This window comes from Nonomuraea sp. NPDC049607 (genome assembly GCF_040675375.1).
Lineage (GTDB): Bacteria > Actinomycetota > Actinomycetes > Streptosporangiales > Streptosporangiaceae > Nonomuraea.
The window spans coordinates 306,782-332,660 of sequence record NZ_JBFAOV010000004.1 but is presented as its reverse complement, the minus strand read 5'-3'; the positions used below and the strand labels follow the sequence as shown (position 1 = coordinate 332,660).

General features: G+C 72.3%; 22 protein-coding genes. 11 read left to right on the top strand and 11 right to left on the bottom strand.

The features are described from left to right. The gene (locus AB0J97_RS11460; RefSeq protein ID WP_364087188.1) at positions 1-1,461 is read left to right on the top strand and encodes an IclR family transcriptional regulator C-terminal domain-containing protein; all 1,461 of its coding nucleotides are present in this window, start codon (positions 1-3) and stop codon (positions 1,459-1,461) included. Between the two features lie 14 nt (positions 1,462-1,475). On the opposite strand, the gene AB0J97_RS11455 is transcribed toward AB0J97_RS11460, so the two are convergent. The 7 genes from AB0J97_RS11455 to AB0J97_RS11425 form a co-directional block, all read right to left on the bottom strand. Further along, positions 1,476-2,441, bottom strand: coding sequence for a helix-turn-helix domain-containing protein (locus AB0J97_RS11455; protein ID WP_357693622.1), 966 nt, complete (start codon positions 2,439-2,441; stop codon positions 1,476-1,478). A gap of 55 nt (positions 2,442-2,496) precedes the next feature. Next, entirely contained in the window at positions 2,497-3,231 is a 735-nt protein-coding gene (locus AB0J97_RS11450) for an SDR family NAD(P)-dependent oxidoreductase (protein ID WP_364087186.1), read from the bottom strand. Beyond that, a complete protein-coding gene (locus AB0J97_RS11445; protein ID WP_364087184.1) occupies positions 3,228-4,277 on the bottom strand; it encodes a 2,3-butanediol dehydrogenase in 1,050 nt (349 codons plus the stop codon). The genes AB0J97_RS11450 and AB0J97_RS11445 overlap by 4 nt, the downstream gene beginning before the upstream one ends. Continuing rightward, a complete protein-coding gene (locus tag AB0J97_RS11440; RefSeq protein WP_364087182.1) occupies positions 4,274-5,515 on the bottom strand; it encodes an MFS transporter in 1,242 nt (413 codons plus the stop codon). The genes AB0J97_RS11445 and AB0J97_RS11440 overlap by 4 nt, the downstream gene beginning before the upstream one ends. A gap of 36 nt (positions 5,516-5,551) precedes the next feature. Further along, positions 5,552-6,085: a 2,4'-dihydroxyacetophenone dioxygenase family protein gene (locus AB0J97_RS11435; protein WP_357693630.1), complete on the bottom strand. Its 534-nt coding sequence runs from the start codon at positions 6,083-6,085 to the stop codon at positions 5,552-5,554. Positions 6,086-6,205: 120 nt separating this feature from the next. Then, positions 6,206-6,457: a hypothetical protein gene (locus tag AB0J97_RS11430; protein WP_357693632.1), complete on the bottom strand. Its 252-nt coding sequence runs from the start codon at positions 6,455-6,457 to the stop codon at positions 6,206-6,208. Between the two features lie 82 nt (positions 6,458-6,539). Then, entirely contained in the window at positions 6,540-6,902 is a 363-nt protein-coding gene (locus AB0J97_RS11425; RefSeq protein ID WP_357693634.1) for a hypothetical protein, read from the bottom strand. 115 nt (positions 6,903-7,017) lie between these two features. Here AB0J97_RS11425 and AB0J97_RS11420 point away from each other — a divergent pair, with 115 nt between their 5' ends. After that, positions 7,018-7,497 (top strand): proteasome activator, encoded by a 480-nt coding sequence (locus AB0J97_RS11420; RefSeq protein ID WP_364087176.1) that lies wholly within the window; start codon positions 7,018-7,020, stop codon positions 7,495-7,497. Between the two features lie 19 nt (positions 7,498-7,516). Here AB0J97_RS11420 and AB0J97_RS11415 read toward each other — a convergent pair whose 3' ends face one another. Beyond that, on the bottom strand, positions 7,517-8,596 hold the full coding sequence (locus AB0J97_RS11415) for a DUF6221 family protein (protein WP_364087173.1): 1,080 nt from the start codon (positions 8,594-8,596) through the stop codon (positions 7,517-7,519). A gap of 338 nt (positions 8,597-8,934) precedes the next feature. On the opposite strand from AB0J97_RS11415, the gene AB0J97_RS11410 reads away from it, so the two are divergent. The 4 genes from AB0J97_RS11410 (at position 8,935) to AB0J97_RS11395 (ending at position 13,648) form a co-directional block, all read left to right on the top strand. After that, positions 8,935-10,026, top strand: coding sequence for an SRPBCC family protein (locus AB0J97_RS11410; protein ID WP_364087171.1), 1,092 nt, complete (start codon positions 8,935-8,937; stop codon positions 10,024-10,026). Between the two features lie 161 nt (positions 10,027-10,187). Further along, a complete protein-coding gene (locus AB0J97_RS11405; RefSeq protein ID WP_364087169.1) occupies positions 10,188-12,377 on the top strand; it encodes a transglycosylase domain-containing protein in 2,190 nt (729 codons plus the stop codon). Positions 12,378-12,515: 138 nt separating this feature from the next. Next, positions 12,516-13,124 carry a superoxide dismutase family protein gene (locus tag AB0J97_RS11400; RefSeq protein ID WP_357693644.1) on the top strand — a complete coding sequence of 203 codons (609 nt, stop codon included), beginning with the start codon at positions 12,516-12,518 and terminating at the stop codon, positions 13,122-13,124. Between the two features lie 191 nt (positions 13,125-13,315). Continuing rightward, entirely contained in the window at positions 13,316-13,648 is a 333-nt protein-coding gene (locus tag AB0J97_RS11395; protein WP_357693646.1) for a putative quinol monooxygenase, read from the top strand. 61 nt (positions 13,649-13,709) lie between these two features. Here AB0J97_RS11395 and AB0J97_RS11390 read toward each other — a convergent pair whose 3' ends face one another. Both AB0J97_RS11390 and AB0J97_RS11385 read right to left on the bottom strand, forming a co-directional pair. Beyond that, positions 13,710-14,096, bottom strand: coding sequence for a DoxX family protein (locus AB0J97_RS11390; protein WP_364087166.1), 387 nt, complete (start codon positions 14,094-14,096; stop codon positions 13,710-13,712). A gap of 105 nt (positions 14,097-14,201) precedes the next feature. Then, complete coding sequence (locus AB0J97_RS11385; protein WP_364087164.1) at positions 14,202-15,140, bottom strand: NAD(P)H-binding protein; 939 nt, start codon at positions 15,138-15,140, stop codon at positions 14,202-14,204. Between the two features lie 136 nt (positions 15,141-15,276). Here AB0J97_RS11385 and AB0J97_RS11380 point away from each other — a divergent pair, with 136 nt between their 5' ends. From AB0J97_RS11380 to AB0J97_RS11370, 3 genes are all read left to right on the top strand, one after another. Next, positions 15,277-16,056, top strand: a complete 780-nt coding sequence (locus AB0J97_RS11380) for a CPBP family intramembrane glutamic endopeptidase (RefSeq protein WP_364087162.1) — start codon at positions 15,277-15,279, stop codon at positions 16,054-16,056. A 190-nt stretch (positions 16,057-16,246) separates the two neighbouring features. Next, positions 16,247-18,208: a glycosyl hydrolase family 28-related protein gene (locus AB0J97_RS11375; protein WP_364087160.1), complete on the top strand. Its 1,962-nt coding sequence runs from the start codon at positions 16,247-16,249 to the stop codon at positions 18,206-18,208. Positions 18,209-18,294: 86 nt separating this feature from the next. After that, complete coding sequence (locus AB0J97_RS11370) at positions 18,295-19,548, top strand: FxsB family cyclophane-forming radical SAM/SPASM peptide maturase (RefSeq protein ID WP_364087158.1); 1,254 nt, start codon at positions 18,295-18,297, stop codon at positions 19,546-19,548. A 16-nt stretch (positions 19,549-19,564) separates the two neighbouring features. Here the strand turns inward: AB0J97_RS11370 and fxsT are convergent, their stop codons facing one another. Further along, the gene (gene fxsT, locus AB0J97_RS11365) at positions 19,565-22,144 is read right to left on the bottom strand and encodes an FxSxx-COOH system tetratricopeptide repeat protein (RefSeq protein ID WP_364087156.1); all 2,580 of its coding nucleotides are present in this window, start codon (positions 22,142-22,144) and stop codon (positions 19,565-19,567) included. Between the two features lie 232 nt (positions 22,145-22,376). Here fxsT and AB0J97_RS11360 point away from each other — a divergent pair, with 232 nt between their 5' ends. Beyond that, entirely contained in the window at positions 22,377-22,556 is a 180-nt protein-coding gene (locus AB0J97_RS11360; protein ID WP_364087154.1) for a hypothetical protein, read from the top strand. Between the two features lie 239 nt (positions 22,557-22,795). Next, positions 22,796-25,870, top strand: coding sequence for a hypothetical protein (locus AB0J97_RS11355; protein WP_364087152.1), 3,075 nt, complete (start codon positions 22,796-22,798; stop codon positions 25,868-25,870). The last annotated feature ends 9 nt before the right edge of the window (positions 25,871-25,879 follow it).

Here is a 25,879-nt window from a genome sequence, read left to right as displayed (position 1 = left end):
ATGGAACCGGCCGGGACCCTGGAGCGCGGCCTCGCCGTGCTGCGCGTGCTGGCGGACGACCCCGGGCGGCGCATGCGCGCGACCGACCTCGTACGCGCCACCGGGCTGGCCAGGTCCACGGTCGACCGCGTGCTGGCCACGCTCGTGCACCTGGGTCACCTGCGGGCCGAGGGCCGCGACGTGCTGCTCGCGCCGCCGCTGATGGAGCTGGGCGCGGCCTACCTGGCCTGCGACGGCCTCCAGGAGACCCTGTCGCCCCTGGCCGAGCGGCTGGCCGCCGAGCTGGACGAGTCCGTCTCCCTGGCCGTGCGCGACGGCGACGGCGTGCGATTCGTCGGCCAGTTCACCCGGCGGCGCACGATGTCGGTGGCCTTCCGGGTGGGCGACCTGCTGCCCGCCGGGCGGTGCGCGGCGGGGCTGGCGCTGCTCGACCCCGGCGCGCCCTGGGCCGAGGACGACCAGCTCATCGAGCCGGGGCTGATCGCGGTCGCGCTGCCCGTCCGCGACCCGGACGGCAAGGCGGTCTGCGCGGTCAGCGTGGTCAGCCACACCAGCAGGCACACGATGGCGGGGCTGCGCGAGCACGCCCTGCCCCGCCTGCGCGCCACGGTCGCGGCCATGGAGGCCGCCCTGGCCGTCCGGGCCCGGGAGCCGCGTCGCGCGCCCGCCGGCGTCGACGGCTCCCGGGCCGTCAAGGAGGAGCTGGGCATGGGGTACCTCCGGTCGCTCGCCCGCGGCCTGGCCGTACTGGTCTCGCTCGGGTCGGTGCGCGGGGGCGGCACCCTGGCCGACTCCGCGCGGGCGACCGGGCTGCCCCGCGCCACGGTCCGGCGCGCGGTGCAGGCCCTGGAGGGCCTCGGCTACGCCGCCGCCGAGGGCGACCGCCACGTGCTGCTGCCCAAGGTGCTCGAACTGGGCTACACCCACCTGTCCGGGCTCACGTTCGGCGAGGTGGTCCAGCCGCACCTGGCCGACCTGGTGGCCCGCGTACGCGAGTCGGCGTCGGTCGCGGTGCTGTCCGGCGACGACGTGGTCTACGTGGCCCGGGTGCCCACGGTCAGCATCATGAGCGTCGACATCACGGTCGGCACCCGCTTCCCCGCGTACGCCACCTCCATGGGCCGGGTGCTGCTGGCCGGGCTGCCCGCCGAGCGGGTGGCCGCCATCGAGCCGAAGCCGCTGTCCCGGCGCACGGTCACCTCGCCCGAAGGGCTGGCCGCGGCCGTACGGCAGGCCGCCACCGACGGCTACGCGCTGGTGGACCAGGAGCTGGAGGAGGGCGTGCGGTCGATCGCCGTCCCGGTGCGCGGGCCGGACGGGCGCGTGGTGGCGGCGGTCAACGTGGCCACGCACGCCAGCAGGGCCAGCCGCGACCACCTGCTGCGCGACGTGCTGCCCGAGCTCAGGGCGACGGCCGCGCGCATGGAGGCCGACCTCGCGCACACCGGCCGCCTTCCCTGAGGACGGCCCTCCGGCTAGCGGGTGGCCTCGGCGCGGGCCTCGCTCGGGGTCAGGCCGTACCGGGTGCGGAAGAGCCGGGCGAAGTGGGCCTGGCTGGAGAAGCCCCACCGGTGCGCCACGTCGGCGATCGTGGTCTCCCGGGCGCCGGGGCCGGTCAGCTCGGCGTGCGCCCGGACCAGCCGGCGTTCCACGATGTGCCGGGCGGGCGAGCGGCCGGTGGACTCGAAGATGCGCGCCAGGTGCCGTACGGAGATGCCCATGACCCCGGCCACCTGCGCCGCCCCCAGGCACGGGTCGTGCAGGTGCCGGTCGATGTAGTCCTCGGCCACGATGAGCTGCGACCGGTAGGCGTCGGGCCCGGGACGCCCGCCCGTACGCTCCTCGGCGAGCTGCCTGAGCAGGTCGAGCACGGCCCGCTCGGCCTCGGCCGGGTCGGGCGCGGACCGCAGGGCGGCCAGGCCGCCGATCATCGAGCGCAGCGCGGCCACGAGCGCGCCCTCGCGCGCCGTCCCCCTGCCGAACACCATCGGCCCCGGCAGCCCGCCCGCCACGCACGCCTGCGCGAACAGGTCGCGCGGGACGTCCACCAGGATCTGCCGCATCGAGGAGGAGAACCCGAACAGGTACGGCCGGCGGGTGTCGTAGACGACCAGCTCGCCCGCCGTGGCCGCCAGGCAGCCGTTCTCGTGCAGGAACACCGCCTCACCCTTGAGCAGCAGCGTCGCGAACACCGAGTCCTTCGGCGTGGACCTGACGGTCTGCGGGCTGCGCTCGATCGCGTGGGCGTTCCCGGCGATCTCGGCCAGCCGCAGCCCGGCCAGCTCGATGTTGGTCTGCCTGGCCAGCAGGCCGTGCTCGGAGTACGACGTGCACGACAGGCCCACGAGCGCCCTGCGGTTGTAGTCCTCCCAGAAGTGGATGCGCTCGGCGGGTTCGACGTGCTCGGTCGTGGCCTGGGAGATCACGGAGACGGCGGACAAGGCGACCCTCCTCGCGTTCGTGCCTGTCAGGGGGACCCTCAGCTTAGGTGACCTGTCACACAGCCAGATAGCCTCCGTCCACGGGGAGGACCGCCCCGGTGACGTACGACGCGGCCGGCGAGCACAGGAACGCCACCACCGTGGCCACCTCGCGCGGCCTGCCGAGCCGTCCGCCGGGGATGCGGGCCAGCACCTGGGCCAGGGCCGGTGGGTCGTCGAGCACGCCGCGGGCCAGCGGGGTGACCACGAAGCCGGGGGCGACGGCGTTGACCCTGATGCCGTCGGCGGCGTACTCGGCCGCCAGCGACTTCGTGAGCTGCGAGACGCCGCCCTTGCTCGCGCTGTAGGCGGGCCGGTCCCTGCTGCCGGAGAAGGCGAACATGGAGGAGACGTTCACGACCGCGCCGCCGTGCTCGGCCAGCGCGGGGCGGGCGGCCTGGCAGGCGACCATGGTGGCGGTCAGGTTGACCTCGATGACGCGCTGCCAGCGGGCCAGGTCGTACTCCTCGCGGTCGTGGCTGACGCCCGCGCAGTTGACCAGCGCGTCCAGCGGGTCGCCGGCCGACAGCACTCGGGCCAGGCCGCCCCGGTCGAGCACGTCGTGCTCCACGACCCGGACCAGCGGGTGGACGGGCAGCTCGGCGGGGTCGGCGGGCCGCAGGCCGAGCGCGGTCACGGCGGCGCCCAGCTCGGCGAGGAGCACGGCGGTCGCCGCGCCGATGCCGGAGGTGCCGCCGGTCACGAACGCTTGCCGTCCGGCGAACAGCCCGGGGGCGAATCCGCCGGTCATGAGAGCCGCCCTTCGTCGTGAGGGGGTCGTACCAGCACCTTGACCTGGTCCTCGCCGCGCAGCAGCGCCTCGAACCCGTCGCGGACCACGTGTTCGAGCGGGATGGTCGCGGTGACGATCGCGGCCAGGTCCACGCCCTCCTCGGCGACCATGCGGATCAGCTCCGGGTAGACGTCGCGGTAGCCGACGCTGGTCACGATCGTCTGCTCGTTGTTGACCAGGGCGAAGGCGTCGAGGGAGACCGTGCCGGTCAGCCCGAGGAACACCACCCGTCCGCCGCGCCTGGTGACGGCCAGGCAGGCGCGCAGCGTGCCCTCCGAGCCGACGGCCTCGAAGACGACGTCCGCGCCCTCCCCGCCGACCGCCTCGGCCAGGCCGTCGCCCGGCACCGCCTCCGCGCCGAGGCGGCGGGCCAGGTCCAGGCGGGCGGGCGAGCGGTCGGCGGCCACGACGCGGCCCGCGCCGGCCCGCGCCGCGAAGCGGGCCACGAGCAGCCCGATCGGGCCGAGCCCGAGGACCGCGACGGTGTCGCCGTCGCGGATGCCGGCCCGCCGCACCGCGTGCAGGGCCACGGCCGCCGGCTCGAACACCGCCGCCTGCTCCAGCGGCACCGCCTCGGGCAGCCGGTGCAGCATGTACGCGGGCACCGTCGCCCGTTCGGCGAGCCCGCCGTGGCCCATCAACCCGGCGAACCCGAAATGTCGGCAGATGTTGTACTCCCCCGCCAGGCAGCGCGGGCAGCTCCCGCACCGGTAGTGCGGTTCCACCGCGACCCGGTCGCCCACGGCCAGGCCGGTGACCTCCGCGCCCAGCCCGGTGACCGTGCCGCAGAACTCGTGGCCGAGGACGACCGGCGCGCGGACGCCCGACTCCGGGTGCGGCTCGCCCACGGGGATCGCGTGCGGGCCGTCGGCGTACTCGTGCAGGTCGCTGCCGCAGATCCCGCAGTACGCCACCGCGATCGTCACCTCCCCCGGGCCGGGCTCGCGCACGGGGACGTCCTCGACCCGCACGTCCTTGGCCCCGTGCCAGACCGCGGCCCTCACGCGGCCGCCCTGCGCAGCACGGCGGGGGCCGTCTCCTTCAGCGCGAAGGCGAGCCCCACCACGACCAGCGCGCCACCGGCGGCGATGAACATCGCGGCCTGGAGCCCCCACTGGTCGGAGGCCCAGCCGGCGACCATCGGGCCCAGGAAGCCGCCCGCCAGCTCGCCCACGCCCATGATCACGCCGAGCGCGGTGGCCAGCGCGCCGCGCGGCACGGTCTCGGCCGGGATCGTCGCCATGAACAGGGTGAAGCAGCCGAGCCCGGTGTAGGTCACGATCATGATCGCGCCGAGCAGCACCGGGCTCTCGACGTAGACCACGGCGAGCGGGCAGAACACGGCGAGCGCGGTGAAGCCGATCAGCGCGGGCTTGCGTCCCAGCCGGTCGGAGATGGCCGGGGTGGCGAAGCCCCAGAGCACCCAGGCCACGCCCAGGCAGGTCATGACGCCGCTCATCGTGCCGGGTCCGAAGCCCTTCACCTGGGTCAGGTACGTCGGCGTGAAGGTGATGATGGTGACGAACCAGGTGAGGTAGCAACAGGCGATGAGCATGCACACGACGATGTTGCGCAGCTTCAGCACCTCGCCCAGCGGCACCCTGGGCTCCTTGGTGGGCGCCTCGGCCGCCGTCCGCGGCGACCGCTCGCGGACGAACTTCGCGATCAGCGCGGCCATCACCAGCCCCGGCACGATCGTGACGTAGAAGGCGATCCGCCAGTCGTAGGTCTCGGCGATCCACACCACGACCAGCGGCGCGACGATGCCGCCGAGCAGCCCGGCCGACGAACCCTGCAACAGGCCCATGTTGAAGCCCCTGCGGCGCTCCCGGCTGGCCTCGACCATGAGCGACTGCGCCATCGGCAGCACGGCGCCCTCGGCCGTGCCCATCAGCGCGCGGGCGGCCAGCAGCCCGGCGAACCCGCCCATCAGCCCCGACGAGGCCGAGAACAGCGAGAACAGCACCACGGCCGCGACCAGGATGGGCTTGCGCCTGCCGAGCACGTCGGACAGGCGGCCGGCGAACATCCCGGCCAGCGCCCAGGTGAGCGCGAGCACGCCGGACAGCGTGCCCAGCTCGGCGTTGGACAGGCCGAAGTCCTGGTCCATGTACGGCGCCAGGAACGACAGCGCCTGCCGGTCGAAGAAGACGAAGCCGAAGGACAGGAAGAGGATGACGAGGAGGCGGTTCTCGTACCGGTCGGCGGCCCTGGTGTCCGGCGCGGCCGCGATGTCGGTCATGACGTTCTCATTTCGGGGGATGCGGCGGGGCGGCGGTCAGCGGAACAGGGAGTTGACGTAGTCGGCGCCGATGCCGACCTTCTCGTAGTGCTCGCGGCACATCTTGATGTAGTCGTGCACGTCGAAGAAGCCGTCGGGGTCGCCGTTCTCGTCCAGCCAGACCAGGGGGCCCTTGACGATGAAGAACGTCTTCATCGGCTCGCCGCTGTCGTAGGCGACCAGCGTGTGGCCCTCGCCGGGGGCCTCGTAGACGAAGTCGCCGGCGGTCGCCGTCCAGGGGCGTTCCAGGTAGCCCCACTTGCCGGAGATCGTGTACGCGAACACCTCGTGCGGGTGGTAGTGCCGGTTGACCAGCCCGGCCTCCTTGGCCCGCAGGATGTCGGCCCAGCTGTTGTCCTTGACGTTGATCCACAGCGGCCGGGAGCCGACGGTCTCGGTGAACGGCACGTAGTACCGGTCGTCGTCGGTGGCCACCTTGGACAGGTACACCTCGGGCAGCGCGTCCGGCCGGAAGGAGTTCTCGATCGGCCGCAGGTCCTTCCAGAACTCGCCGGCAGGGTTGTCAGGCATGTGAACGGCCCCTTTCGTGTCGTGTTCCCGGAAGTGAATCCCGGTGGGGCCGACGCCGTCTTTCGCCTGGTGGACGTGGCGGCTTGCATATTCAGGACATGCGGGCGGGCTCGCCGCGGCTCAGGCGCCCAGGTCGCGCACCACGTTGTCCAGCCGTACGGCGAGGTCGTCGAGGGCCTGCCCGCTCGTCGCGGCGCCGTCGGGGAGCTGGGACACGACGTCCTCGCGGCTGGCGATCACGAGCCCCCGGTGGGCGTCGTCGATCTCTGCGGCCCGCAGCACGACGCAGTCGCCCCGGACGAACACGAGCGTCGCGTCGGCGTGCTCGGACTCCAGCAGCTTGCGCACACAGTCACTGTCGATGAGAGACATCACGGCTCCTCTTTCCTCAGCGGGCGTGTACCCCCACAAGCGACCCGAAACCCCAGGCAGCGACCCCGCCGGCGTCCGCACGCTAGCCGAAGGTGGGCGGGCCGCCGTCGTCGCGGGCGCGGCGCCGCGCGAACACCACCAGGTAGACGGCGGCGGCCACGGCCAGGATCGCGGGCGGCAGCGCCAGCGGAAGCCGTCCGGCCAGCACCGCGAGCACCGCCAGCACGATCCCGGCGAGCAGCAGCAGCGCGGCGGCCAGCAGGCGCAGGCCGAGCGCGTTCGACGGCGGCGGGTGCGGGGACCAGTGCCCCTCGCCGCCGCCGTGCACGCCGGGCACGCCGGTGTCGCTCACCACGCCGGAACGGCTGATCTCGTCCGGGGGCGGCGGCTCGCGCAGGACGGGGGCGAAGAACTCGTCCTCGGGATCGTCATTCTGCCGGTTCATGAGGGTGACCCCTACCCAGGATTCCGGCCGCTCCCACGAGTGAACGGCGAGGCACCGGGAAGGGCTGTTGCTGGCGGTAACGAGCCGCCCACCTGCGTGAACGAGGACTGAGGACATGACGACGACGCCGCATCCAGCTTCTGGGGACGAGCAACGGGAGCACGACCTGCGCGATGCCGTGAAGGCGGACATCGAACGCGTCGAGGAGCCCGCGCGCCTGCTCCGCGTGAGCGCGATGGCCCGCAGCCTGCTGGAGGAGGCCAAGGGCGTGCACCTGGAGGAGCGCGCCCGGGAGCGCATGCACCGCATCTACGAGCAGGCCATCAAGGAGGTCGCGGGGGCGGTCGCGCCGGAGCTGCGCGACGAGCTGGAGCGCCTGCGGCCCACCCCGGACGGCGCGACGCCGACGGAGATGGAGATCCGGGTCATGCAGGGCCAGCTCGTGGGCTGGCTGGAGGGCGTCTTCCAGGGCATCCAGGCGGGGCTCCAGCTCCAGCAGGCCGCCGCCCGCCAGCAGCAGCTCGGCCTGCACGCCGGCCGCGCCCTGCCCCTCCCCGAGGGCGCCCGCGTCCAGGGCGAGGGCAACTACCTCTGAACGGTCAGGGCTCGGGCCGTCAGCGGGAGGGGCTCCATTCGGGGCGCCAGCCGGGGCGGAGGCGGTAGCCGTAGGCGAGGTGGCGCAGCGTCTGGCAGGGCGATCCGGCGGCCTCGCCGCACAGCGGACAGGCCGCCTCCCTGGCCTCCCTGGCGCCCCCGGCCTCCCTGGCGCCCCCGGCTTCCCCGGCGTTCCCGGCGGTCAGGGGCGGGGTGTGCTCGTTCAGCAGCGCCAGCTCCGCGCCGCAGCGGGCGATGGCGTCGGCCGGGTCGTGCAGGGCGATGTGGATCGCCTCGACCGGGTGGAGCAGGTCGTCGTCGTGGAAGCCGATGCGGGTGACCGCCCGACCGCCGCCGAACTCCAGCCGCCGCGCGCCGCCCGGACCCTGGCGCACCGGGGCCGCGACGGGGCCGGAGGCGGTGAGGTAGCGCCAGGCCCCGGCGCCGGCCGCCTCCGCGGTGGCCTTGTCGGCCTCGATCTGCGTACGCAGCCACTGCGCCAGCGACGCTCCGCCGGTGTCGAGGACGCCCTCGGCGCCGTCCAGCTCGCGCAGGAACGGGGTGACCGCCGCGTTCAGCTCGGCCACGAACGCCTCCAGGGACGCCTGGGCGTCGTCCAGGTTGGGCAGGCCCTCGGCGCGCGGCCGGGTGGGCGTCGGCAGCCGGTCCCCGGACAGCGGAATGCGCAGCTCCAGCGTGCTCAGCACGGTCGGCGCGCCCTCGGTGCCCGCCGCGTACGCCTGCTCTCCCACGTGCCGCCAGCTCGACCAGCCGTCCGGCAGCGGGACGGGCGGCGGCGCGGCGAGTTCGACCACGGCCAGCGGGTCGCGCGCGTCCTCGGCGCGGTGGCAGGTCGCGTCCAGGACGCGGGGATGGGTGCGCACGTACGGCAGATCGGCGACCGGCCGGGTGGCCACCTCCCAGGCGGCCAGCGCGAAGTGCAGCGGATCCAGCGTGACGCCGCTCGCGCCCGGCTCCCCGCCCGTGGCCGCGAACGCGTGCCGCCACCTGCGCAGCTGCTCGCCGTAGTGCTCCTGCCCACCGCCGTGCCCGGCGTCGATCCAGAACGCCTGCGTCGCGGCGCGAACCGTACTCTTCATCGTAAAAACTCCCCTTAAATCCCCGCTTATACCTTTATGCCCGATATCGAGGGCGACCAACGCCTCCCGAAGGCCCCCTCGTTAGCGCTGTGACCTGCGGGGTAGGCCACGGCCAGCGGGTAGTGCGAGCGAGGGGGATTGTGGTCATGCGCACGACTGCTTTTCGGGGCATGAGCTCCAACAACGGGGAACCGCGGAAAATCCGCGGGGAACTGCGGAAAACCGGCGGAGAATCGCGGCAACAGGCTCCGCGGCGCATTCAGATCGTCCACACGGAGTCGCGAAGGCGGTCCCATCCGATCGCCGCGGCCGTGCTCGGCGCGTGCGCCGGGGCCGCGGTGACATACCTGCTGGATCCGGACCGCGGCCGTACGCGCCGCGCCCGCGTACGGGACAAGGGCTCGCACGCCACGCACGAGATGCGCGACGGCCTGGGCGTGCTCGGCCGCGACCTGTCCAACCGGGGCCGCGGATCGGCCGCGGCGGCCAGGTACCGCCTGACCGGCGGCACCGCCGACGACCGCGTCCTGCACGAGCGGGTACGCGCCGAACTGGGCCGCCACATCAGCCACCCGCACGCCGTCGAGGTCGACGTGCACGAGCGCGTCGTGACGCTCACCGGCGACGTGCTCGCGGGCGAGGACGAGCGCGCCCGCCAGAAGGTGCGCCGCATCCCGGGCGTCAAGCACGTCGAGACCAACTGGCACGTGCACAGGGACGGCACCGACTCGCCCCGGCTGCAGGGCCAGGGCAGGCGGCGCAAGGCGGTGCCCGAGCTGATGCAGCAGCGCTGGTCGCCCACGACCAGGCTGCTCGCGGGCGGGGCCGCGGCGTCGATCTGGGCGATGACCGGCAAGCTGCCGGGGCCGCTGTCCTGGCTGACCCGCTGCGCCGCGTCCGCGCTGGCCGTCCGGGCGGCGACGAACCTGCCGCTGCGCCGCCTCACCGGGGTCAACGCCGGCCGCGAGGCGATCCACGTCAACGCGGCCGTCTCGATCGCGGCGCCGCTGGAGGCCGTGTGGCCGCTGGTGAGCGACTATTCGCTGTTCCCGCGCTTCATGCCGGACGTGGAGGAGGTGCGGCTGTCGGCCGACGAACTGCGCTCCCACTGGGTGATCAGGGGCCCGGCCGGGACGCGCATCCGCTTCACGGCCACGGAGACCAGGCGCGAGGAGGGCGCGGAGATCGCCTGGAAGTCCACCGAGGGCGAGCTCATCGCCCACAGCGGCGTGCTGCGCGTGGACGCCCAGGCCGACGGCAGGACGCGCGTCCAGGTCCATCTGTGCTACAACCCCATCGCAGGGGCGGCCGGGCACGCCATCGCCGGACTGCTCGGCGCGCATCCCGCGCGCAAGCTGCGGCAGGATCTGATGCGGCTGAAGGAGCACGTCGAGAACCAGGTGCAGCCGGTTGCGCCGACGATGATCTGACGCAGGCGGCCACGCGCGACGGGTGCTCGCGCGTGGCCCGTACGCTGCGGTGATATCGAAATCGATATCACCGCAAAGTTGATATCGGTCTTGGACAGCGTCTTTTGTCCTGTGTTGTCATGTCCGGGCTCACCCATGTTCCCGCCCGGAGGTGCTCCCGCATGCCCACTCGCCTGTCGAACGTCGCCCGGCTCACGGTCGCGGCGGTGTCGGCCGGGCTGCTGACGGCGGCGATCACGCTCCCCGCCGTCGGCGGCACCGGCAGCCTGGTCGTCTCCGCCACCGAGGAGCTGAACCTCAAGCCGATGGCGCTCGTGGAGCCGCCGCTCTCCCAGACCTCCACCGTGTACGACGCCCGCGGCAACGTGATCGCCCGCTTCTACGACCAGAACCGGGAGATCGTCCGGCTGGACCAGATCGCCGAGGTGATGCGGACGGCGGTCGTCGCCATCGAGGACGACCGGTTCTACGAGCACGGCGCGATCGACGTGGAGGGCACGGTGCGCGCCCTGGTCAAGAACCTCAGCTCCGACCGGCTCAGCCAGGGCGGTTCGAGCATCACCCAGCAGTACGTCAAGCAGGTCCTGCTCAACGCGGCCGACACCGAGCAGGACAAGAACAAGGCCCTGGAGGCCAGCTACGCCCGCAAGCTCAAGGAGCTGCGCTACGCGATGGGCGTCGAGAAGAAGTACGGCAAGGACGAGATTCTGCGCCGCTACCTCAACATCGCCTATTTCGGGGCGGGGGCCAACGGCGTGCAGGCCGCGGCCCGGCGCTTCTTCGGCGTCCCGGCGTCCCGGCTGGACCTGGCCCAGGCCGCCACGCTGGCGGGCGCCGTGCAGGACCCGAACACGACCGACCCGAGCCGCGGCAAGAAGGCCCGCGAGCTGCTGCTCGCCCGGCGGAACGTGGTGCTCGACCGGATGGCCGAGCTCGGCAGGATCACGCCGGAGCAGGCGTCCGCGGCCAAGGCGAAGAAGCTGGGGTTCAAGGACGTCCGGCTGCCCAACGGCTGCGGCGACAGCGACTATCCGTACTTCTGCGAGTACGTCCGGCGCGAGCTGCTGATCAACCCGGCCTTCGGCGGCACGCGGCAGGCCAGGGAACGCGCCTTCGCGCAGGGCGGCCTGAAGATCTACACCACGCTCGACCCGAAGGCCCAGGCCGCCGCCGACCGGGCGATCAAGAAGCACGTCAACGCCACCGACAACGCCCTGGCCTCCGAGGCGCTGGTCCAGCCCGGCACCGGCGCGATCAGGGCCATGGCCGCCAGCCGCGGCTACGGCTCCTCGGCCAAGAAGAAGCAGATCTCCTACAACGCGGTGGCCGACGCCCGGCACGGCGGGCTGATCGGCTTCCAGGCGGGCTCGACGTTCAAGACGTTCACCCTGATCGCGGCGCTCCAGCAGGGCATGAAGGTGGACGACGGCATCACCGTCGGCAACGGCTACAACGCCCCCTCCGCCGCGGCCTTCAAGAACTGCGCCGGCGGCGGCGTCGGCGACCCGTCCTGGACGGTCACCAACGACGAGGGCACCCCCGGGTTCAAGACGCTGCGCACCGGCACGTGGGGGTCGGTGAACACGTTCTTCATGGCACTGGAGCAGCGGGTGGGCCTGTGCCGGACGGTGGAGACAGCCAAGTCGCTCGGCGCCCTCCGGGCCGACGGGCGCAAGCTCCAGGAGTACGAGACGTTCACGCTCGGCATCAACGAGATGGACCCGGTGACGGTGGCCAACGCGTACGCCGCCATCGCCGCCCAGGGGAAGTACTGCACGCCGATGGCGATCACCAAGATCACCGCCTCCGGCACCGGCCCCGGCCGGACGACCTCGTACCGGCCGTCGTGCCGGCAGGCGCTCGACCCGGGCATCGCCGACGCGACCGCGCACATCCTGTCGGGCGTGTTCACCAAGGGCACGATGCGCGGCGTCGGCGGCATCGGCCGTCCCGCGGCGGGCAAGACCGGCACGACCGACGGGTACGCCTCCGCCTGGTTCGCCGGGTTCACCCCGGATCTGGCGGGCGCGGTCAGCATCGGCGACCCGCGCGGCTCGCAGCGGCACAAGCTGGTGAACACCACGATCGGCGGCCGGTACTTCCCCCTGGTGGCCGGGGCCTCGCTGCCGGGGCCGATCTGGAAGGACACGATGACGGCGGCCCTGAAGGGCGTGCCCGCCACGCCGTTCGCGCCGATCGACACCGGACGCTTCGGCGGCTGCGGCGACGACTGCGCGCCCGCCCGTCCCAGCGGGGACGCCGACCGTCCCGACGCGGGAGAACCCGCTCTGGGGGAGCCTGACCCGGGAGAGCAGGGCCTCGGCGAGCTCGACGCGGAGGAACTCGGGTGACGGGGACGCACCGCTCCCGCATCCCCGCCCGGCCCCATAACGCCGACCGGCGACTCAAGAGCTATACGACAGGGCACGCGGCCCGCCCATACCCTCGATGAGTCCGCACATCTCCGCCTCACGAGGGACGGTCTCTCCATGCCCAAGGCACGGACGTTCAGCCGGACACATCTGGCGCTCTGCCTCGCACTCGCCGCCGGGGTCGCCGCGATCGGCGCGGGAGCGGTGGCCGACGCCACCGCCTCGCGGCCGGGCGACCCGCGGCCCGTGGTCATCCGCGACACCCACGGCGTCGCGGTCGGCAGGCTCAGCATCCTGCGCGAGGGGTTCGGGACGGCGCGCGTCTCGGTCTCCGTCAAGGGTCTGACGCCCGGCTTCCACGGCTTCCACATCCACACGACGGGCCTGTGCGACCCGCAGGCCGTCGATCCTGCGACCGGCCAGGTCTCCCCCTTCTTCACCGCCGGGGGCCACCTCGACCTGGCCGGCGGCGGCAGCCACGCCGGGCACTCGGGCGACCTGCCGCCGCTGCTGGTCGGCAAGGACGGGTCGGGCACCGCGTCGATCGTCACCGACCGGTTCGGGCTGCGCGAGCTGACCGACGCCGACGGCAGCGCGATCGTCGTGCACGCGCTCCCCGACAACCTGGCCAACATCCCCGCCCGCTACGCCCCGAACGGCCCCGACGAGGCCACCCTCAGAACCGGCGACGCAGGCGGCCGAACGGCCTGCGGCGTGATCAAGTAACCCACGCGCCGGCCTGCGCCGTGATCAGGCGGCCTGACGCCGGTCAGTGGCGTGACCAGGTGGCACGGGCGGTGGCCTGTGGTGCGGTCGGTGGCACGGCGCGTCCGGCGCGCCTGGTGGCGGACGCGGACGGGCGGTGGTCTGCGGCTAGTCTCGTGCCGTAACGCCACCGACCACGGAGAGTTCTCGTCATGATCTTCATCACCGCCAAGTTCCGCGTCCTGCCGGAGCACGCCGGCCGCTGGCCGGAGATCTCGGCCGAGTTCACCGAGGCCACCCGCGCCGAGCCGGGCTGCCTGTGGTTCGACTGGTCGCGCAGCCTCGACGACCCGGCCGAGTACGTCCTCGTCGAAGCCTTCCGCGACGAGGACGCCGGGGCCGCGCACGTGACGTCGGCGCACTTCAAGCAGGCCCAGCAGGTGCTGCCCGGCTACCTGGCCGAGACGCCGCGCATCGTCAACGCGAACGTCCCGCAGGACGACTGGTCGCTCCTGGGCGAGCTGGCCGTCCCCGAACGGGACTGACCACCGCCCAGAACGACCCCACCGCCGAGAACGGCCCCACCGCTCAGAGCGACACCACCGCTCAGAGCCGCACCACCAGCGCGGTGTCCAGCGCCAGGGTGGCGACCGCGAGCGCCAGGAACACGATAGCCAGGTAGAACTGCGGCGAGCGGTCGTCCACGCGCAGGTGGGTGAAGAGGGCGCAGACGAAGTAGAGGACGAGCCCGGCCGCGGCCGCCGTCCCGGCCAGGGGCACACCCAGCAGGCCGAGCGCCAGCCCGGCCGCGCCGGCCGCCTTGAGCGCGCCGATCGGCCAGACCAGCCACGACTCCGGCACCCCGGCCCGGTCGAGCGCGGGGCCGAGCGTCCGCATGACCGGCTTGAGTCGGGTCATGGCGGCGAACCCGGAGAAGGCGTTGAAGCCGATCGTCACCAGCGCGGTGACGACGTAGGCGGTGGAGTGAACCACGAAAACCTCCGATCCCGGCCGGCCGTCCGGCCGTCCAGCTGAAAAAACGCCAACCGACGAGCCGCGGCCCGGTCAGGCCGACGGGCGGAGGGTGGGGCGGGTTCGTCAGGGGTGGTGGAAGGCCGGGGCGTGGGTGGTGGCCCAGGTGGCGAAGGTGCGGGGTGGGCGGCCGAGTGCCGCGGCGGCGTCCCCGGTGACCGGGTGCTGCGGGCGGGCCGCGTACCGGGCGTACCGGGCCAGCAGGGCGTGGACGAACGGCTCGGGCAGCCCGCCCGCGACCAGGTGCCGTTCGGCGGCCTCTGGCGGGATCTCCTCGAACCGCAGCGGCCGGCCGATCGCCTCGCCGATCACCGCCACCATCGCGGCATGGGTCAGCGACTCGGGCCCGGTCAGTTCCAGCCGCCCGCCGAGCCGCCCGCCGGGGTGGCCACCGGAGTGGCCACCGGGGTGCCCGCCGGGGTGCCCGCCGGGGTGCTCGCCGGGGTGCTCGCCGAGCAGCGCCTTGGCGGCCACCTCGATCAGGTCCCGCTCGTCGATCGGCACCTCCTGGAAGCCGGCGTGCACGTACCGGACGACGTCCCCGGCCCGGATCTGCGGGGCCCACGCCTGGAGGGCGTTGCCGGCGAAGGAGGCGGCGCGCAGGCTGGTCCACTCCAGGCCGCTGTCCACGGCGGCGGCCTCGGCCTCCTTGTTGCGGTCGCCGCGGAAGCGGGAGGGCTGCTCGTCGAGGGGGTCGTCGGCGTTCATCGCGGACAGGGCCACCACCCGCCGCGCCCCGCGGTCGGCGGCGCGGGCGAGCAGGCCGGGCGCGCCGTCGCCGATGGCGCGCGGGTGCAGGAAGACGGCGGTGACGCCGTCCAGGTGATGGGCGAGGGTGTCGGGGCGGGCGGGGTCGCCCTCGACGACCTCGACCCCGGCGGGCAGCCGCACCGGCCCCGCCGAACGGGTGACGGCCCGCACCTTGGCCCCTTGGGCGGTGAGCAGTTCGACCAGCGGACGTCCGAACGCCCCGGTGGCACCGGTGACGAGAATCATGTCGTTCATGCCCCCTGAGAGAACCCCGGGGCGGGAAGTGTGACATCAGGCCACGAACCCGAACGGTGACCCGATCGAGCCCCGAGACCCGCCGACAAGGGGTGCTTTATCCGGATCGGAGCGATGGACGGCTACTCTGCGGCCCATGCACACGCAGTCACTCGCACCCGCTCCGGCCCTCGGCCCCAGACTCATCAAGGCCGAGATCCTCGTCGTGCTGTCGGTCTCGCTCGGCGCCAGCGGGTTGTTGTCGCTGGTCCGGCTGATCGGCGCGCTGACCGCGCCCAAGGAGCTGAAGGGGCAGCAGGCCGTGCTCGTCGGCTCGCTGGCGCCGGGACGTCCGTGGCTGGACCTGACGTTGCAGCTCGTGGACATCGCGATCTCGGTGGCGCCGGTCGCGCTGGTGGCGTACCTGCTGGTCCGGTCGGGCGAGTCGCTGCGGACGATCGGGGTGGACCTGCGCGAGCCGGGCCGCGACACGCTGCGCGGCGCGCTGCTCGCCGCCGCGATCGGCGGCACGGGGCTGGCCTTCTACCTGGTGGTCTACGCGCTGGGCGTCAACCTGACGGTGGTGCCGGGGCAGTTGCCGGAGGTGTGGTGGCGGGTGCCGGTGCTGCTGCTGGCCGCGGCGCAGAACGGGGTGCTGGAGGAGGTGCTGGTCGCCGGCTACCTGTTGCACCGGCTGGACCAGGCGGGCTGGGGGCCGTGGCGGGCGGTGGCCGTTTCGTCGGTGTTGCGGGGGTCGTACCACCTGTATCAGGGGTTCGGGGGGTTCGTCGGGAACGTGGTGATGGGGCTGGTGTTCGGGCGGTTGTACCAGCGGTGGGGGCGCGCGATGCCGTTGGTGATCGCGCACACGCTGATCGACGTGGTGGCCTTCGTCGGGTACGCGGCGCTGCACGGCCGGGTGAGCTGGCTCCCATGACGACCGCTTGCAAGCGGTTTGCGTAACTGTCGCAAGAAATCGATAGTGTCTCGAAGCTCGACAACAACGTTACGAAACTCCTTCGCAGGAGCCTTGTGTCCCGGGGTCGTGGGGTCCTACTGTCACCTCACCCCCCGAGAGAATCGAGCTTCGGATGTCACTCACGAGCACATCCCGGAGGGTCGTGGCGGTGCTCGCCGCGGCTCTCGGCCTCCCCCTCGTCTCGATCGCCGTCCCCGCGGCGGCCGCCGCCACGGCACAGCGGCCCGTCGTGACGCGGGCCGCCCTCGACCCGGCGCTGGTCGCCGGCCGGGGCGCGCGCGTCGGCTTCGCCGAGCAGGAGGCCGAGAACGCAGCGACGGACGGCACGGTCATCGGCCCCGACCGCAGCGCGTACACGCTGCCCGCCGAGGCGTCCGGGCGGCGGGCCGTCAGGCTGACCCCCGGACGGCACGTCGAGTTCACCCTCCCGGCCGCGGCCAACGCGATCACGGTGCGCTACAGCATCCCCGACGCGCCCTCGGGCGGCGGCATCACCGCGCCGCTGGACGTGGCGGTCAACGGCCGCCATCGGGCGACCATGACGCTGACCTCGCAGTACTCGTGGCTGTACAACCAGTACCCCTTCACCAACGACCCCGGCGCCGACCTGCTGCACCCGGACTGGTGGATCACCGAGTGCTCCTGCGTGCCCAGCGCCACCACCCCCGCCCCTGCGATCACCAAGCCGTTCCGGCCCAGCCACTTCTACGACGAGCAGCGCCTGCTGCTCGGGCGCACGTACCGGGCGGGCGACCGGATCCGGCTGACGGCGGGCTCCGGCGCCGCCTGGACGGTCATCGACCTGCTGGACTCCGAGCTCGTCGCCCCGCCGCGGATCGAGCCGGTCGCGGCCAACGTGCTGGCCTTCGGCGCCGACCCGTCCGGCCGCCGCGAGTCCTCGTCCGCCTTCGACCGGGCCGTCGCCTTCGCCCGGCGCACCCACCTGAAGGTGTACGTCCCGCCCGGCACGTACCAGGTGAACCGGCACATCGTCGTGGACGACGTGACGATCACCGGCGCGGGAAGCTGGTACACGATCATCAAGGGCCGCGAGGTCGCCCTCGACACCCCGGCGCCCGACGGGTCCGTCCACACCGGCGTCGGCTTCTACGGCAAGGACGCCAAGGACGGCGGCAGCCGGAACGTGCACCTGTCCGGGTTCGCCGTCGAGGGCGACGTCCGCGAGCGGATCGACACCGACCAGGTCAACGGCGTCGGCGGCGCGATGAGCGACTCCACGATCGAGGGCCTCCACATCCACCACACCAAGGTCGGCCTCTGGTTCGACGGGCCCATGAGCGGCACCCGCGTCACCGGCAACGTGATCGCCGACCAGATCGCCGACGGGCTCAACCTGCACACCGGCGTCACCGACTCGGTCGTGTCGGACAACTTCGTCCGCAACTCCGGCGACGACGGCCTGGCCATGTGGTCGGAGAGGACGGCGAACGCGCGCAACACGTTCGACCACAACACCGTGCAGACACCGGTGCTGGCCAACGGCATCGCGATCTACGGCGGCACGGACAACACGGTCTCGGCCAACCTGGTCGCCGACCCCGTCCGGGAGGGCAGCGCGCTGCAGGTCGGCTCCCGCTTCGGCGCCGAGCCGTTCACCGGCCGCCTGGACATCACCGGCAACACCACCGTGCGGGCGGGCACGTACGAGCTGAACTGGAACATCGGCCTCGGCGCCATCTGGTTCTACGCCCTGGAGCGGAACATCGACGCCGACGTCCGGGTGACCGGCGACCACTACCTCGACAACACCTACAACGCCGTGATGCTGGTCGCCGACTGGCCCGTCAAGGACCTCTACTCCATCACGAACCTGCGCTTCAAGGACGTCCGGGTGGACGGCACCGGCACCTCGGTGCTCAGCGCCCGCGCCGCCGGCTCGGCCACCTTCGAGAACGTGGACGCCCGCAACGTGGGCGCGGTCCCCGTCAACAACTGCGGCACCTTCCACTTCACCCCGTCCGGCTCGGAGTTCTCACTGACGGACGGCGGCGGCAACGACGGCTGGCTCGCCCCCTGGCTCCTCCCCAACACCCTCACCTGCGACGACCGCCCCCCAGTGGTCACACCCCCGGCCCCCTCCCCCTGGTGAGCCCGGAAACACCGGCGAAGGGATTTTGACAGCGTGATTCCTGCGGCCATGATGGAGGAGCACATTCGTCCCAGGAGCTGATCGACGTGCACGGAGACGGCGGAGCGCCCCCTGGTCCGGGCGGCAACGAATGGCCTGCCGACCTCGACGTCGGGCTCCTCCTGGAGTCCGGCTGGCGCCCCACCGCCTTCCGCCAGTTCATCCTCAAGCTGCACAGCCGCTGCAACCTCGCCTGCGACTACTGCTACATGTACGAGATGGCCGACCAGAGCTGGCGCCGCCAGCCGCGCAGCATGGCGAAGCCGACCATCGACCGCGTGGCCGCCCGCATCGCCGAGCACGCCGAGGCCCACCAGCTGAAGAGCGTGGAGATCACCCTGCACGGCGGCGAACCCCTGCTGGCGGGCATGCCACACGTCCGGTACGCGGTGAACGCGCTGAGATCGGCGCTCGGCGAGCGGACGGACGCGGTCGTCCAGGTGCAGACCAACGGCGTCCTGCTCAGCGAGGCGTTCCTGGACCTGCTGACCGAGCTCGACGTGTACGTCGGCGTCAGCCTCGACGGTGACGCCGACGGGCACGACCGCCACCGCCGGCGCGCCGACGGGGAGGGCAGCTACCCGAAGGTGCGCGCCGGGCTGGCCCGGCTCACCTCCCCCGCCTATCGCCACTTGTTCAGCGGCCTGCTGTGCACGCTCGACCTGGCCAACGACCCTGTCGTCACCTACAAGGCCCTGCTGGAGTTCCAGCCGCCGACCGTCGACTTCCTGCTGCCGCACGGCAACTGGGAGACCCCGCCGCCCGGCTGGTCGGCGACCGCGCGGCCGTACGGCGACTGGCTCGTCGCCGTCTTCGAGCACTGGCGTTCGGTCCGGCCCAGGACGACCCGCGTCCGGCTGTTCAACGAGATCATCCGGCAGTTGTGCGGCAGCCCGTCCAGGAGCGAGTCGATCGGGCTGGCGCCCGTGGCCGTCGTCGTGGTGGAGACGGACGGCAGCATCGAGCAGGTCGACACGCTCAAGTCCGCCTACGAGGGAGCGACGCGCACCCCGCTGCACGTGCTGCGGGACTCCTTCGACAGGGCCCTGCTCGAACCGGCCATCGTGGCCCGGCAGATCGGCCGTGACGCGATGTCGGAGACGTGCGCGTCCTGCGACATCGTGGGGATCTGCGGGGGCGGCCTCTACCCGCATCGGTATCGCGACGGCAGCGGCTTCCGCAATCCGTCCGTCTACAGCCGCGACCTGTACCGGCTGATCACGCACATCCGGGGCGCGCTCCACGAGGAGCTGGCCGCGCTGTCCGGGCCGCCCCCGGCGGGGAGCGAACGCGGAGGGTGAACGCCGCGCCCGCCCGTCACACGGGTGGGGGGTCGAAGTCCAGGTCGAGATGGCGGCCTTCGTCCGCCGCCCGCGCGTCGGGATGCTCCATGCCGCGCGTCTCGCGGTAGTGGCGCATCGTCTCCTCGCGCAGGGCGTCCGCCTCCTCCTTGTGGCCGGCCCTGGCCAGGTCCGCGGCGAGGTTGGCGGCACAGGCGAGGGTGGTGGGATGTTGCTCCCCCACCAGGGGGCCGAGCTGCCGATGTGTGTCCCTGCCCAGCCGGCAGGCCGCTTCGAGCTCGCCGAGGGCGGCCAGGTCGCTGGCGAGGTTGACGGAGACGGTCAGCACGTAGTGGTGGCCACCGCCCACCTTGGCCCGCAGCCCGTTGATGACGCGTTCGTTCAGCTCGCGGGCGCCCTCCACGTCGCCGCGCACCCGCAGCAGGACCGCCACGTTGCTGGCGCAGCCGAAATAGTACGGATGGTCGGCCCCGTACACCCGCGGATAGCGCACCATGGCGTCCTGGGCCAGCTTGAACGCCCGGTCGATCAGGTCGTTGACCCGGAACGCGTTGGCCAGGCACAAGGCGGCGCCCAGCGTGCTCGGATGGTCGATGCCGTAGTTGCGCACGTAGCGCGCGTGCACGGTGGCGGCGAGTTCGAGGGCCTCGGCCGCCTCCCCCACCCTGAGCCGGGCGATGGCCAGGTCCTTCTGGGTGAGCAGGATGCGCGGATGATCGGCGTCGAGCTGCTCCTGGCCGTAGGCCAGCGCCTCCTCGCCGATGTCGCAGGCCTCGGCGTAGTCTCCGCAGAGCCGGGTCATGCGGCTCAGGCTGGCCCACAGGTTCAGGACCGTGCCCCGGCTCACGGCCGACTCGGAGAGCTGAGCCGCCCTCAGCGCCTCTTCCAGCAGTGTCCGCGCGCCGCGGTAGTCGCTGTTGAGCCCGAGGTCGAGCGCCAGGTTGTTGACCGCCATGAGCGTACGGGCGTTGTCGGGGCCGAGCACGGCCTGGTGCAGGCTCACCGACTCGGTGTCGTGCTCGCGCGCCTCGACGAACAGGCCGCGGCCGCGCAGGTCGGCGCCGATGCCGTTGCGCAGGACCAGGGTGTCGCGATGCTCGTCGCCGGCCACCTCCCGCATCGCGGCGAGCGTGGCGGTGTCCAGGTCGTACGCCTCGTCGTAGCGGCCCAGGAAGCGGAGCAGGTCGCCCTTGACGCGCCGCGCCCGCAGCACGCTCATGTCCTGCTGGCCGGAGTCGGCGGTCCACCGCTCCAGGAAGCTGTCGACGTGCGTGCGCGCGACGTTGTGGTTGCCGGAGGCCATCAGGTATTCGAGGATCCGCAGCGCGAACTCCCGCACGTCTCCGCGCCGGCTGTCGGCCAGCCTGGTCGGCGCGACGTGGGCGAGCAGGGCGTCGAAGCGGGGCCAGTTCGCGGGGTCGCCGGTGTCGCCGGGCGCCGCTCCGGCGAGCAGGGAGTGCACCTCCGTCCGGATCTGGTCCTGGGTGTCGGCCGCCAGGCCCTCCCTCAGCAGCGCCTGGATGAGCCGGTGGACCTGGATCGTGCGCTCGCCGGTGACCGTGCCCTCACCCGGCTCGGCCTCGATGCGGACCAGCGCGTACTTCCCCAGTCGCTTGATCGCCCTGCTCAGCCGGAGCGGGTCGGCGAGCAACTCGGCCATGACGGGCCGCACCGGGCCCTTGACCGGGCGGAACACCCCCCGGGGGATGGGCTCGGGCCCGAAGAAGGCGCAGCAGCGCAGCAGCTCCATGGCTTCGGGCAGGTGCTCCTGGAGCGTGCTGACCGACAGCTCCCAGGCCGCGGACATCGACAGCGGATACTCGGCGGGCTTGCCCTCGCTCAGCAGGCTCGCGGTGCGCTCATTGAGCAGGCGCAGGTACTCCTCCGGCGACATGCCGGTCTCGCTCTGCAGCGCGGCCGACTGCTCCAGCGCCAGCGGCAGGTCACCGAGGGCCTCGGCGAGCCGTCCGGCGTCGGCGTCGCTGATCGAGCGGCGCATGCGCCTGCCGAGGAACTGCATGCTCTCCTCGCGGCTGAACACGTCGACGGCGACCGTGCCGACCACGCCTTCCCAGCGGTGGTTGCGCGAGGTGATGAGCACGTGCCCGGGGCCGGGAGGGATGTTCGGCTGGAGGTCTTCGGGCTCGTCGGCGTTGTCGAAGATCAGCAGCCACCGCTCGTACGGCTCCCCGCTGCGCAATCTGTCGATCACGGCGTCGGCGGCGTCCTCCGTGCTGGTCATGGTGGATCCCGGCACGCCCAGCCTCGGCGCGAGCTGCGCCAGGTTCGATCGCACGAGGCCCGGCTGGTCGGCGGGGATCCACCAGACGAGGTCGTACTGGTCGCGGAAGCGGTAGGCGTACTCGATGGCCATCTGGGTCTTGCCGACGCCGCCCAGGCCGTGCAGGGCGCGCGGGCCCTGCGGGAGGGTGGGGGCGTGTGCCACCACGGCGGTGACCTGGCCGACGATCCCGCTGCGCAGCCTGTCGAGCAGATCCTCGCGCCCGGTGAAGTTCTGGTTCCGTGGCGGGACCTTCCAGACCGCGGGGTACGGGCCCGTGGTCCCCCACGCCACCGACTCCGGTGAATCCGTCACGCGTTTTCGCCTCCCGTCCGCGAGTCCCAGTGATGGATTACCGCACTGGTGGCAGGGGCAAGATGGAGATGGCCGACATTATGCTGATTAGCGTACAGGTTTCATACACGCCGGTCATTACGGTCAGCACTGTTAGCGCTTTCCGGACAGCTACAATAGGGCGACAACAATGCCGGCACGCAGACAGTACCTTCCAGATCAACGTCCTCGCGAAACTTCAGAGGAGAGGGCCATGGCGCCGCAGCGAAGCGATCTCATCGACGCGTCCTCGATCGTGTCCGACCTTGACAGGCTCGGCGACTCCCCCATCGGCCTGACCGTGCGGGAGCTGCTGGAGGAGCCGCGTCAGGCGGAGGACTGCAGGATGTTCGACAACTGCACCCCGCCGCCGCCCCTGACGGGCGACCGCTAGGGACCGGATTTCGGGGTCGGCGAGGAATCGACACCTCGCCGACGCCCCTCCAAATACGTCATTTCATTACTTAATCGACATTAAACCCAACGCCGCTTTCGCCCGCCTAAACGGACCATTTATTGATTCATCCGACGTCTAACCATATGGTCACATCAGTAACACAACCGTAGACGGCTCATCCTCCGTTGTGGTGTAGGTCTTGTGTGACCGTAGGGTGGTTCAACTATTCGGATGCCGTGAAAGTGCTGGGCGGCGAGGGGAAATTGGTCAAGGCGCTCGACCGCCTGGTCGGAGGGCTGTTGCTCAGCGCCACCGGCCCGACGGGCGAGCTGGTGGTCAGCCTGTTCGACGTCGAGGGGGAGCTCGCCCGCGTGAGCGGACAGCTCGGCACGGCGCTGCACGACCGCTTCTCCGGGCTCGGCAGGTACCAGCGCACCCAGCGGATCGCCGCGGCCCACGCGGTCATCGTCGTCACCGCGTTCTTCGAGGCCGTCCGGCAAGGCGAGGAGCACTTCGGCTCCGGGAAGCTGCGCATGCTCAAGTCGGAGCAGGTGCTCATCGCCGGGGCCTCGGACGTCACCGGCACCCGGCTGGGCGACCTGGTCGAGCACCTCCTGCACGCCGAACTGCCCTGCCCTGGACCGACGCAGCCGTACGAGCAGGTCGAGGAGGCCCTGGACGACTACTACCGGCTGCTGTCGGCCCGGCTGCTGGCGTTCCTGCGCGGGCTGCGCATGTGGGAGTCCATGGCCGAGGCCCAGCGCGAGCAGGCCGAACGCTGGCTGACCGACGGCGTTCCGCAGGCGGCCCGACGGCAGTACGCCGAACTGTTCCACCGCCTGTGCACCGAGGTGCCCGAGATCGCCTACTGGGCGGCGCGCGTCGACCGTCAGGCCACCCGTGCCGTCATAGGATCGCTCGACACCGGCCTGCGCGATCTGCGCCGGCTGCTCGAATCGGTCGTGTCGGGGGCCGTGCCCGGCGGCATCCGCGACGCGCTCTCGCAGCACTACCGGACGGCGTTGAACCAGCCCGTCATCTCCAGCGCCGACCTGCCGGACGACATGACCATGCCCACGCTCGACCAGGCGTACATCAGCCCGTGCTTCCGCCGGGCGGTCATGACCGGCTCGTCCCGGCCGGCCGAGTGGAGCTGGTGGCGGGGCCGTCCTCTGGAGAACGACCTGCACGCGTTGCTCTTCGGCTACCTCACCCATCCGAGTGCCACCCAGCTGCCGCTGCTGGTGCTGGGGCAGCCCGGCGCGGGGAAGTCCGTGCTGACCAAGATCCTGGCGGCCAGGCTGCCGCCGGAGCAGTTCGCCGTCGTCCGCGTCCCGCTCCGGGAGGTGCCGGCCGAGCAGGACCTGCAGACGCAGATCGAGCACGCCATCCGGCAGGCCACCGGTGAGAGCGCGCGATGGCCCGCCCTGCACGCCGGGGCCGCCAACATCGTCGGCGTGGTCATCCTGGACGGCTTCGACGAGTTGCTCCAGGTCACCGGCGTGAGCAGCACGAACTACCTGGAGAAGGTGGCCGGGTTCCAGGAGCGCGAGGCCGCCCAGGGAAGGCCCACGGCGGTCATCGTCACGAGCCGGACCGTGGTGGCCGACCGGGCCCGCCTGCCGCGGGAGACCGTGGTGATCCACCTGGAACCGTTCAACGAGACCCAGGTCAGGCACTGGCTGGACATGTGGAACCGGCTGAACGCCGGCTACTTCGGCGACCACTCCCTCCTCCCGCTGGAGCTGTCCACCGTCGCCGGGCTCGGCGAACTCGCCTCGCAGCCGCTCCTCCTGCTGATGCTCGCGCTCTACGACATGGACGGCAATCCCCTGCGGCACGAGCTGGGCAGGCTGGACCGGGCGCAGCTCTACGAACGGCTCCTGGTCAGGTTCGCCCGCAGGGAGGTCCGCAAGTCCGGCGACGCGCTGTCGGAGGAGGCGCTGGAGCGTTCCGTGGACCAGGAGCTGCTGCGGCTGTCGGTGGTGGCGTTCGCCATGTTCAACCGCAACAGCCAGTGGGCGACCGAGGAGGACCTCGCGGGAGACCTTCTCCGCCTGCTGTCCGAGGAGAGCAGCCAGGCCGGCGAGTTCCAGACGCCGTTGAACCCCGCCCAGCTCATCGTCGGGCGCTTCTTCTTCGTGCACGAATCGCAGGCGACGCAGGACGACCGCAAGCGGAAGACCTACGAGTTCCTGCACTCCACCTTCGGGGAGTATCTCGTCGCCCGGCTCACCACCCACGAGGTCGAGGCCCTGGTGGCCGCGGCGGAACTGGACACCGGACACGCCCGGCGCAACCGGCCGAACGACGATTTCCTGCATGCGCTGCTCTGCCACAACCCGCTGTCGGCCCGTGAGTCGGTGCTGGAGTTCCTCCAGGACCTGATCCGCGGACTGAGCCGGGACTCGCGGACCATGCTCAAGCGCACCCTGCTGGCCCTGTTCCACGACGCGCTGTACTTCCGCAGCTCCACGAGCTTCGGCTCGTACCTGCCCGGCCGCGTCCGCGAGCTGCGCACCGCCCCCATGCAGTTCGCCACCTACAGCCTCAACCTGCTCATCCTGCTGACCCTCGCGTGCGACGAGGTCACCGGCGAGGAGCTGTTCCCGGCGCCGGCGGTCACGGCGGGCACCCCGATCTCGGTGGTGAGCAGGTGGCGGAGCATCGCCCGTCTGTGGCGGTCCCAGATCGCCTACAACGCCTGGACGAACCTGGTCCGCAGCGTGGAGGTCCAGCGGTCGTGGCAGGACGGCGAACGCACCCTGCTGCTCAGGTGGGTGGGCAGCAGGGGATCCGCCCCGCCGCTGGTCGACCTCTACTGGACCTTCGAGAGGGGGCCGGGGCACGAGACCCGCGGACAGTCCTCCTGGATGCACGAGGAGTTCATGGCGGCCGCCCGCCACTTCCACTTCATCTGCGGGTACGAGGAAGAGCTGCTCGTCCACGCCCTGGCGCCGCTCACGGCCGAGCTGAGCCGCTCGCTGATGACCGTCGCCGGCTACTGGCCCGACCGCGCGATGTCGCCCGCCCACGCCCTGCTGCGCCTGTGGCTGCTCTCCAGCCGCGGCGACGACCCGGCCGAGCTGGCCGGCGCCTACGCCGACTGCATCCTGCTGAGCCAGGCGTTCGCCCCCTATGCCGACAAGGACGCGACCGCCTTCCTCGACATCGTCCTGGGACACCTCAGGCTGGACGCGCCCCGGCTCCGCGGCGTGCTCACCCTGCGGGATCTGCGGCTCGGGCGGGACAAGCCCGCGATGGTGGCCAAGGTCCGCTCGGTGCTGGCGGAGTTGGGGCTGGGGTCGTGAGCCCGGGGC